Here is a 9280-nt window from a genome sequence, read left to right on the forward strand (position 1 = left end):
ATGGGAAGAATGATTGCAATCGGAAATCAGAAGGGTGGCGTTGGTAAAACAACGACTACTGTCAACTTGGGTGCTGCCTTGGCTTTTCAAGGAAAGAAAGTCCTAATTATTGATATGGATTCACAGGGGAATGCAACCAGTGGTTTAGGGATTGAACGGGCTGACGTTAAGCAAAGTGTCTACGAAGTCCTAGTTGATCAAATTGAAGCAGCGGGAGCTATCTTGCCTACTTCTCGCGAGAATCTCTGGATTTTACCGTCTACCCTACAATTAGCAGGGGCGGAAATTGAACTTGCAACAGCAGACCACCGTGAATCAAGATTAAAACAGGCGATTGAACCTATTAAGGCTGACTACGATTATATTTTAGTAGATTGTCCACCATCACTCGGCCAGTTATCGCTCAATGCATTTACAGCGAGTGATACCATCCTGATTCCAGTACAGTGCGAATACTATGCCTTAGAAGGTTTGAGCCAACTCTTGAACACTATTCGCTTGGTTCAACGTACCTATAATAAGAACTTTCGGATTGAAGGCGTACTCTTGACCATGTTGGATGCTCGAACCAATTTGGGTTACGAAGTGGTTGAAGAAGTACGTAAATATTTCCAAGAAAAAGTCTATCAGACGATCATTACGCGTAATGTCCGACTCTCTGAAGCGCCATCCTATGGTCAGTCGGTTATAGACTATGATCCAAAATCTCGTGGAGCTGAAATGTACATGGACTTAGCCAAGGAGGTGGCTGCAAATGGCTAATAAACCAAAACCTAAGCAAAAACGCAGTGGTTTGGGTCGGGGCATGGATGCCTTGTTTACTCCCTTAGAGGAAACGCCATCGGAATTTGAACAAGTTGAAGAAATTACCCTGGAAGATATCCGACCTAATCCACATCAACCGCGTAAACATTTTAATGAAGAAGCCCTAAATGAATTGGCAGACTCCATCCGAAATAACGGAGTTTTCCAACCTATTATCGTGCGTAAGTCAGCCATCAAAGGCTATGAACTAGTAGCCGGCGAACGGCGGGTTAGAGCCAGTCGTCTAGCGGGGCTAACCACCATTCCGGCCATTGTCCGTCAACTTGATGAACGAGTTATGATTGAGATTGCTGTTTTGGAAAACTTGCAACGGGAGGACTTGAGTCCACTGGAAGAGGCGGAAGCCTACGACATGCTCATGAACAAGTTGAATTTGACCCAGGCAGAAGTGGCTGAACGTATGGGGAAGAGCCGGCCTTACATTGCCAATTATCTACGACTCTTAACTTTACCAGATGAAGTGAAGAAATTGGTTCAAAAAGAAGCACTATCGATGGGCCAAGCAAGAACCCTTCTGTCACTTAAGGACAAGAAGCAGTTGGTGACTCTAGCGCAACGTGTCATCAAGGAACAACTAACAGTCCGTCAGTTAGAAGACTTGGTACAACAACTTAATGAGAAGTCCCAAGCCAAACAAATCAAAAAGACCAAAAAAGCAGACAAAAAGCCATCTTATATCTTAGCTTGCGAGCAAAAACTGCAAGAACGCTTTGGCACCATGGCCTTGATTCAACAGCGGGGTGACAAGGGTAAGATTGAGATTGAATATATGGATGAATCTGACCTCATGCGTATCCTAGATTTGTTACAAATTCAAGCCTAGGAGGGAACCATATGCAAAAAGACTATGATCTTCATGACATTATCGAGATGAAAAAGCCTCACGCTTGCCAAACTAACCGTTGGCAGATTATCCGTATGGGCATGGACATCCGAATCAAATGCTGTCACTGTGGACATATTGTGACCTTAACCCGGCGCGACTTTGAAAAACGACTTAAGAAAATCAAAGAAAAAGCGCCTGAAAAAATCTAGCTAAAGAAAGAGTGAATGACATTGGCATTAACAGCCGGTATTGTAGGTCTTCCTAACGTCGGGAAATCTACCCTATTCAATGCGATTACAAAAGCAGGTGTCGAAGCGGCTAACTATCCCTTCGCTACCATCGATCCAAACGTCGGGATTGTTGAAGTTCCTGATCAACGCCTGATTGAAATTACCAAACTTGTTAAACCCAAAAAGACGGTACCAACTGCAATCGAGTTTACCGATATTGCAGGGATTGTAAAAGGTGCAAGCCGTGGTGAGGGGCTGGGTAACAAGTTCTTAAGCCATATTCGCCAAGTTGACGCCATTTGTCACGTGGTCCGTTGTTTTGCCGATGGCAATATTACCCACGTATCGGGTAAGGTAGACCCACTCTCAGATATTGAGACTATTAACCTAGAATTGATTCTAGCCGATTTGGAAACCATCGATAAGCGTATTGGGCGCGTAGCCAAATTAGCTAAATCAAAGGATAAGGATGCAGTAGCAGAATTAGAAGTGCTAGAAAAATTAAAGGCTGCACTAGAGAATAATCAACTGGCTAACTCTGTTGACTTCTACGATGAACAACTACCTTATGTACGCAACCTCTTCCTCTTGACACGCAAAAAGATGCTTTACGTTGCCAATATTGGTGAAGATGAGGTGGTGGACCCGTCAGATAATCCTTATTTGGCTCAGGTGCGCGAGTTAGCGGCTAGCCAAGGTGCAGATGTCGTGCCAATTTGTGCGCGTTTGGAAGAAGAAATTGCTGAATTGGATGATGAAGAGAAGGCTGTCTTCTTGGAAGACTTCGGCTTGAAAGAATCCGGTTTGGACCGCTTGATCCAACATGTCTATAGCCTCTTAGGCCTAGCCACTTACTTCACGGCTGGGGAACAAGAAGTTCGAGCTTGGACCTTCAAACAAGGTATGAAGGCACCACAAGCAGCTGGGATTATTCACTCTGACTTTGAACGTGGCTTCATTCGTGCGGAGACAGTCTCTTATCAAGATTTAGTCACTTACCAAAGTATGCAGGCCGCCAAAGAGGCTGGTCGTGTGCGTTCAGAAGGTAAAGAATACGTCGTGCAAGATGGCGACATTATGCTGTTCCGCTTTAATGTATAGCCTATAGGAGGAAGAATCATGACTGAAGAAATCAAACAAACAGAGCAAGTAGAGACGGAAGCAGAGGTTGCAGTTGAGGAGGCTTCTGCCAGCTTAACAGAGTCAGAAATTTTTGGCCGTTTAACCAAACGCAACCAACAATACATGTTGACTTTGGACAGGAACTTAGCGGCTGCTAATCTAACCGAGTCCATTCGCCAACAAATCTACCAAGAAATGTGCGAAACCTTAGAAGAAGGCCAACAGACCGGGCAGACTGCCCGTCAATTATACGGCACCCCGACTGAATGTACGGCTGTTATCTTAGAACAACAGTTTCCTAGTGATGACGAAGGGGAACGCTCAGCTGATTGGAAGATTGCCCTCGATGGTGGCTTACTATTAGGATCTGTCTTTACTTTGATTACGGGCTTCTCACTTATGCGACAAGGGCAAAATAGTGAAGCAACCATTAACAATATGGGCTTAATCACCTTAATCGTTAACTATTTAGTGGCAGGGATTGCCATGCTGATTGTGTCCAAGGTGCTACCAGACATGGATGCGCCTAAAGGTAAGCGCGGTTATATTAAATACTTCTCCGTTTCTACTCTAGCTATGTTAGGATGGATTTTCGCTGTCAGCATCTCGAGCGTTATCTTCCCAACAGCCATTAACCCAGTCTTTCCATATGATATCTACTTCATTATTGGGGGCTTGACCTTCCTCTTGCGCTTCTATCTCAAAAAGCGGTGGAATATTAAAGGCGGACTTTTCTAACAAATTGGATGGCCGATTCAGTTGTAAACTGAGTCGGTTTTTTGTATGCAAGATCTAGGAGATTAGAGTAAAGCAACAAGATTAGAATTTAAAAAGAATGAGCCTTTAGGCTTGCTCCTAAGGGGCGAAAGTGGTATTTTATTAAAAATAACTGTTGCTGAGAAGTCAAAGGAGGAAATAGAATGTCAGGTTGGGAAACAAAATTTGTACGTGAAGGATACACATTTGATGATGTCTTGCTGGTGCCAGCGCGCAGCGAGGTATTGCCGAATGATGTGGATTTAAGAGTTGAGTTAGCGCCTAATTTAAAATTGAATATTCCCATTATTAGTGCCAGCATGGATACTGTGACGGATTCGACCATGGCAATCGCTATGGCCCGTCAAGGTGGACTGGGTGTCATCCATAAAAACATGTCCATTCAAGAACAGGCTGAAGAAGTTCGTAAGGTAAAACGTTCAGAAAATGGCGTCATCATCGATCCTTTCTATTTAACACCTGACAATACGATTGAGGATGCGGAAGAATTAATGAGCCGTTATCGGATTAGTGGGGTACCGATTGTGGAGAGCCTTGAAAGCCGTAAGTTAGTCGGGATTATTACCAACCGCGATCTCCGCTTTATTCCAGATTATAGCCATAAGATTGCAGATTACATGACACATGAGAAATTGGTGACAGCTCCAGTTGGGACAACTTTAGAGGAAGCTGAAAAAATCCTCCACCAACACCGGATTGAAAAATTGCCAATCGTTGATGAGTCTGGTCGCCTATCAGGCTTAATCACCATTAAAGATATTGAGAAAGTCATTCAATTCCCTAACTCTGCCAAGGATCAACACGGTCGCCTTTTAGTTGCGGCGGCTGTGGGGATTACCAGTGATACTTTCGATCGTGCAAGTGCCCTCATTGCTGAACAAGTGGACGCTTTGGTTATCGATACTGCCCATGGTCACAGTGCCGGAGTTATTCGTAAGATTAAGGAAATTCGTGAGACCTTCCCAGATGTCACCATCATCGCTGGTAACGTGGCAACCGCTCAAGCTACCCGTGACCTCTTTGAAGTAGGGGTAGATGTAGTCAAAGTCGGGATTGGGCCAGGTTCTATCTGTACTACCCGGGTTGTAGCCGGTGTCGGTGTGCCTCAATTAACTGCTATTTATGACTGTGCGACAGCTGCCAAAGAATACGGCAAGGCTATTATTGCAGATGGTGGGATTAAGTATTCAGGGGATATCGTTAAAGCCCTTGCCGCTGGCGGCCATGCGGTCATGCTAGGGAGCATGTTGGCTGGTACGGACGAGTCACCAGGTGAATTTGAAATCTACCAAGGCCGTCGTTTCAAGGTTTATCGTGGTATGGGAAGCTTAGCTTCAATGGAAAAAGGTTCAAGCGACCGTTACTTCCAAGCTACTAACGAAGCTAACAAACGTGTGCCAGAAGGGATTGAGGGTCGTGTTGCCTACAAGGGAAGCGTGGCTGACATTGTCTTCCAAATGATTGGGGGCCTTCGCTCAGGTATGGGTTATTGTGGAACACCAAATCTCCAAGCCCTACGTGAAGACGCGCAATTTATCCGCATGAGTGGCGCAGGCTTGATTGAGTCTCACCCACACGACGTTCAAATCACCAAGGAATCACCTAACTACTCACGTAGCTAAAGCTTTTACATGAGATGCCCTTAGGGGCATCTTTTCTTTGTCTATAACTTTTAATAAAACTTAAGACACAAGGCATCTGGATTGATGTATAATGAAGGAGACTTGATAAGAAAGTGAGGACAGCAAGATGCGAATTTTGGTAGCAGATGACGATCGCGAAATTGTTGAATTACTCAATATTTATCTTCATAATGAAGGTTACGACGTAATTAAGGCCTATAACGGCCATCAAGCCTTAAGTTACATTAAAAACGATGTGGACCATGAAATTGGCTTAATCATTTTGGATATTATGATGCCAAAAGTTGATGGAATGCAGGTCCTAGATAAGTTGCGTGCTGCAAACTATGAGACGCCCGTCTTAATGTTAAGCGCCAAAAGTTCAGATCAAGACAAGATTCAAGGACTGACCAGTGGGGCTGATGATTATGTTACTAAGCCATTCAACCCATTAGAAATTATTGCGCGGGTCAAATCCATCTTGCGTCGCCAGTCCACCTACCAGAAGGAAGTGGCAGAGCCGGATGTAATCGAGATTGGCCCTTTAATTATTCGACGCGCTTCCCACGAAGTGAAGACTTTAACTGACAAAGATATTCAGTTGACGGCCTTAGAATTTGGTATTCTCTATCTTCTGGCTAGCCATCCCAACCAAGTTTTTAGTGCAGAAGAAATATTTGAAGCCGTTTGGAACCAAGAAAGTATTGTGTCAGCCAAGACAGTGATGGTCCATGTCAGCCATTTACGGGATAAGATTGAAGCGGCCACCGAAGGTGAACGTGTCATTCAGACCGTATGGGGAGTAGGTTATAAAATTGAAGGATAAGGATAAAAAAGCAACTCAACCACTCAGTATGCGTCTGACCAGAAGTGAGCGAAGTGAACTAATCGTAGAGGCCATTATTACCATGAGTTTAATCTTCTTCCTCTATCTAAGCGCGCTCTTAATCTATCGCCAAGCCATTGATTATAAATTAAACTTTTTTGGCCTAGATACCACTCTACGCCATATGCTAGGTTTAACACGCCAGCAAATTATTGTCTCCGTCTATATTTTTTCTCTTGCCTCTTGTGTGGTTGCTATCCTTGTCACCAATTGGCGGGTCAAGCGTCGAATTAATCAAATGAAGTTAGCCCACATTCTGGACTATCTTAAATATATTGCGCAAGGTCACTATGAGATTCGTATTCCTCAGACAGACTTAGGTGAGATGGATGAAGTTGTCAGCTCAATCAATCATTTGGTAGACAGCACAGTTAGAGCCATTGAAGAAGAACGAAAAATCGAAAAATCTAAAGATGAGCTCATTACCAATATTGGACACGATATTCGCACGCCTTTGACTTCGGTTATTGGCTACCTAGGTTTGATTGAAAACCAGCAGTATCATAGCCAGGAAGAACTAGCACGTTATGCTCACGTTGCCTATCGGAAGGCCCAACAGATGCAGAGTTTGGTCCAAGATCTTTTTACCTATACGGCTACTCGTCAGACGACTACTGAAATTAGTCCCGTTCAGGTTCAGGTGCTACGGTTCATGGAGCAATTAGTAGCTGACTTCGAGCTTAGTGCCAGAGAGAAAACCATTGAACTACGCTTGGATATCCGTCCTAAGAATCTGGTGGCTAGTTTTGATGTCGATAAGATGGCACGAGTTTTCCATAATCTTTTGTCCAACGCACTTAAATATGGTATTGGCGCACATTATATTGAGTTATTAGCCTATCAAGAGGAAGACTATATCTACTTTAAAGTTAAGAATGATGGCCAACCGCTTGATCAGAGCGAGTTAGAAGATATTTTCCAGAGAAGTTATCGGGCCGATCAGTCAAGAAGTGCTAACCAACCTGGGACAGGTTTAGGATTGGCCATCGTTCGCAATATTGTAGAGCTTCACCATGGCCGTGTTTACGCCGAGGTAGAAGGCAAAGAAACCATTTTTACTATTGAAATCCCCCAAAAATCCCCCCAACAATAAGGTGTACTATGAAAAAACGTAATCTCTTCCTAGCCTTTTTCAGTCTATGGCTAGGGCTACAGGCTTTAGCCACAACGGCTATCCAAGCAGTTGGGACAGAGCCGAATCTCAACGCTCAGTCTGCTATTGCGGTAGATGCTGCTAGTGGGCAAATTTTATATCAGAAGAATCCTATGGCGCTATTAGAAGTCGGTAATTTGACCAAGTTGCTTAGTCTGCTAATTATCTATGATGCGCTAGACCAAGAAAAGATTCATTTAGATGATCGTGTAACCCTATCTGATGAGGCTTATGCCCTGAGTCAGAATTATGAAATATCGAATGTGCCGTTACGACAAGACTTAGACTACTCTGTTGCCGAACTGTTAGAGGCGGTAGAAATTGGCTCGGCCAACGGAGCGCTCTTAGCCTTAGCTGAGTATACGGCAGGAAGCAAGGCCGCTTTCCAAGACTTAATGCAAGCCAAAGTTCAATCTATACTGGCAGATTCAGATAAGATTAATGAGGTTGACCGAGCAGAGTGGCTGGCCTTAGTGCCCGAGCTTACCAATCTAACGGGTCTTATCGAACAAGAAGAAGGTGTGGCAAGCAAGCAGCAGAATAAGCTCAATGCTATCATTCTAGCAGCTGTAAGCTACCAATTAGTCAGTCACCATCCTGAATTGTTAGACAATACCAAAATAGATGCTAAGCTTTTCCGCCAAGGGACTGATGATCAGTTTGAGATGCATAACAGTAACCAGATGTTAGCCGGCCAAGCCTATGAATATGACCAAGTTGATGGGCTGATGAGCGCAGCGACAGCTCATGATGGCTATGGAACAGTCCAGACCATGGCGCGCGATAATTTTCGCGTTATTGTTCTCACACTAGGAAATAGCGAGTCGTCTCAAAGTTACCATGACAGCAAGAAACTATTGGATTATGTATATGGTACCTATCAACTTAAACGTGTTATCTCCACAGGAGATTCAGTTACACAAATAAACCAATTACTGGCACACGATGGTGAACCTGAACAAGTACAGGCCTATTATGGTGAAAACTTGGACCTTGCGATTCCTATCGTAGATACCACACCTCGCATTGACTATCTCTTTGAACCAGATACGAGTCTAGTGAGTGCTATCGACAATGGCTGGAATATTCAGGCGCCGCAAGCAGGTGGTCAAACAATCGGCCAAGTGCAGGCCTCAATTAAGCAACATGCCATGCAGTTTCTTCCTACAAGTAAAACCAATCGAGTCAGTGTCAAACTTAGCCATGACATTAAGGAAGCTGGTTTTATGGCCAAGTTCTGGCGGGGGCTAGGCCGTTTCTTCAGTGGTCTAGCAGAAGGAATTCGGCAGTTCTTTACCAGACTATTTAATTAATATCAAAGGAGAAGCTTTAGGGCTTCTCCTTTAATATATTGAATAAGCAATATATTGTGGTGTTGACAGGGTGAGTTCAACTATGAAACGGAGCGAATAGCTAGATAAAGCCAAAGGCAAAGTGGGTAAGTAGAAAAGAATCAGAGCACTATATTTAGGTAGAACTAAAAATTAAATCTACTAGATATAGTAGCCACTAGAAAAGTTGATAAAAAGCTAAAAAAATGAAGGGAAAGTATTGACGAACAAAGGGATTCATGCTAATATATAGAAGTTGTCACATGAGGGCGACAAGCACATTGAAAACTAAACAAAGACACACCAAGAATGTGAGGGTCATCGAGGAAACTTGATGAACAACCAACAATTCGGCAGCAGACAAGCTGGGTAAAAAACAAGCTAGTAAAGAAATGAGTCAAGTAGACTTATGAATTTTTTTCATGAGAGTTTGATCCTGGCTCAGGACGAACGCTGGCGGCGTGCCTAATACATGCAAGTCGAACGAACCGCGACTAGGTGCTTGCAC

9 protein-coding genes are annotated in these 9280 nt (G+C 43.8%); all 9 read left to right on the top strand.

Translation table 11 applies throughout. The features are described from left to right. On the top strand, positions 1-762 hold the full coding sequence (locus GCWU000182_RS09465; RefSeq protein ID WP_023392591.1) for a ParA family protein: 762 nt from the start codon (positions 1-3) through the stop codon (positions 760-762). Next, positions 755-1648 carry a ParB/RepB/Spo0J family partition protein gene (locus GCWU000182_RS09470; protein ID WP_023392592.1) on the top strand — a complete coding sequence of 298 codons (894 nt, stop codon included), beginning with the start codon at positions 755-757 and terminating at the stop codon, positions 1646-1648. The genes GCWU000182_RS09465 and GCWU000182_RS09470 overlap by 8 nt, the downstream gene beginning before the upstream one ends. Before the next feature lie 11 nt (positions 1649-1659). Further along, entirely contained in the window at positions 1660-1860 is a 201-nt protein-coding gene (locus tag GCWU000182_RS09475; RefSeq protein ID WP_023392593.1) for a DUF951 domain-containing protein, read from the top strand. Between the two features lie 21 nt (positions 1861-1881). Beyond that, positions 1882-2982: a redox-regulated ATPase YchF gene (gene ychF / locus GCWU000182_RS09480; protein WP_035365012.1), complete on the top strand. Its 1101-nt coding sequence runs from the start codon at positions 1882-1884 to the stop codon at positions 2980-2982. Between the two features lie 18 nt (positions 2983-3000). Continuing rightward, positions 3001-3741, top strand: coding sequence for a DUF1129 domain-containing protein (locus tag GCWU000182_RS09485; protein WP_023392595.1), 741 nt, complete (start codon positions 3001-3003; stop codon positions 3739-3741). A gap of 182 nt (positions 3742-3923) precedes the next feature. Next, positions 3924-5402, top strand: coding sequence for an IMP dehydrogenase (guaB, locus tag GCWU000182_RS09490; protein ID WP_023392596.1), 1479 nt, complete (start codon positions 3924-3926; stop codon positions 5400-5402). Positions 5403-5529: 127 nt separating this feature from the next. Further along, positions 5530-6228, top strand: a complete 699-nt coding sequence (locus tag GCWU000182_RS09495; protein WP_023392597.1) for a response regulator transcription factor — start codon at positions 5530-5532, stop codon at positions 6226-6228. Then, complete coding sequence (locus GCWU000182_RS09500) at positions 6218-7381, top strand: sensor histidine kinase (protein WP_023392598.1); 1164 nt, start codon at positions 6218-6220, stop codon at positions 7379-7381. The genes GCWU000182_RS09495 and GCWU000182_RS09500 overlap by 11 nt, the downstream gene beginning before the upstream one ends. 8 nt (positions 7382-7389) lie before the next feature. Continuing rightward, positions 7390-8754, top strand: coding sequence for a D-alanyl-D-alanine carboxypeptidase family protein (locus tag GCWU000182_RS09505; protein ID WP_023392599.1), 1365 nt, complete (start codon positions 7390-7392; stop codon positions 8752-8754). The last annotated feature ends 526 nt before the right edge of the window (positions 8755-9280 follow it).

The organism is Abiotrophia defectiva ATCC 49176, assembly GCF_000160075.2.
Taxonomy (GTDB): Bacteria; Bacillota; Bacilli; order Lactobacillales; family Aerococcaceae; genus Abiotrophia; species Abiotrophia defectiva.

Bases quoted from the DNA above. Each gene is read 5' to 3' on its own strand.
- GCWU000182_RS09465 (WP_023392591.1), top strand. From the start codon at position 1: ATGGGAAGAATGATTGCAATCGGAAATCAGAAGGGTGGCGTTGGTAAA.
- GCWU000182_RS09470 (WP_023392592.1), top strand. From the start codon at position 755: ATGGCTAATAAACCAAAACCTAAGCAAAAACGCAGTGGTTTGGGTCGG.
- GCWU000182_RS09475 (WP_023392593.1), top strand. From the start codon at position 1,660: ATGCAAAAAGACTATGATCTTCATGACATTATCGAGATGAAAAAGCCT.
- GCWU000182_RS09485 (WP_023392595.1), top strand. From the start codon at position 3,001: ATGACTGAAGAAATCAAACAAACAGAGCAAGTAGAGACGGAAGCAGAG.
- guaB (WP_023392596.1), top strand. From the start codon at position 3,924: ATGTCAGGTTGGGAAACAAAATTTGTACGTGAAGGATACACATTTGAT.
- GCWU000182_RS09495 (WP_023392597.1), top strand. From the start codon at position 5,530: ATGCGAATTTTGGTAGCAGATGACGATCGCGAAATTGTTGAATTACTC.
- GCWU000182_RS09505 (WP_023392599.1), top strand. From the start codon at position 7,390: ATGAAAAAACGTAATCTCTTCCTAGCCTTTTTCAGTCTATGGCTAGGG.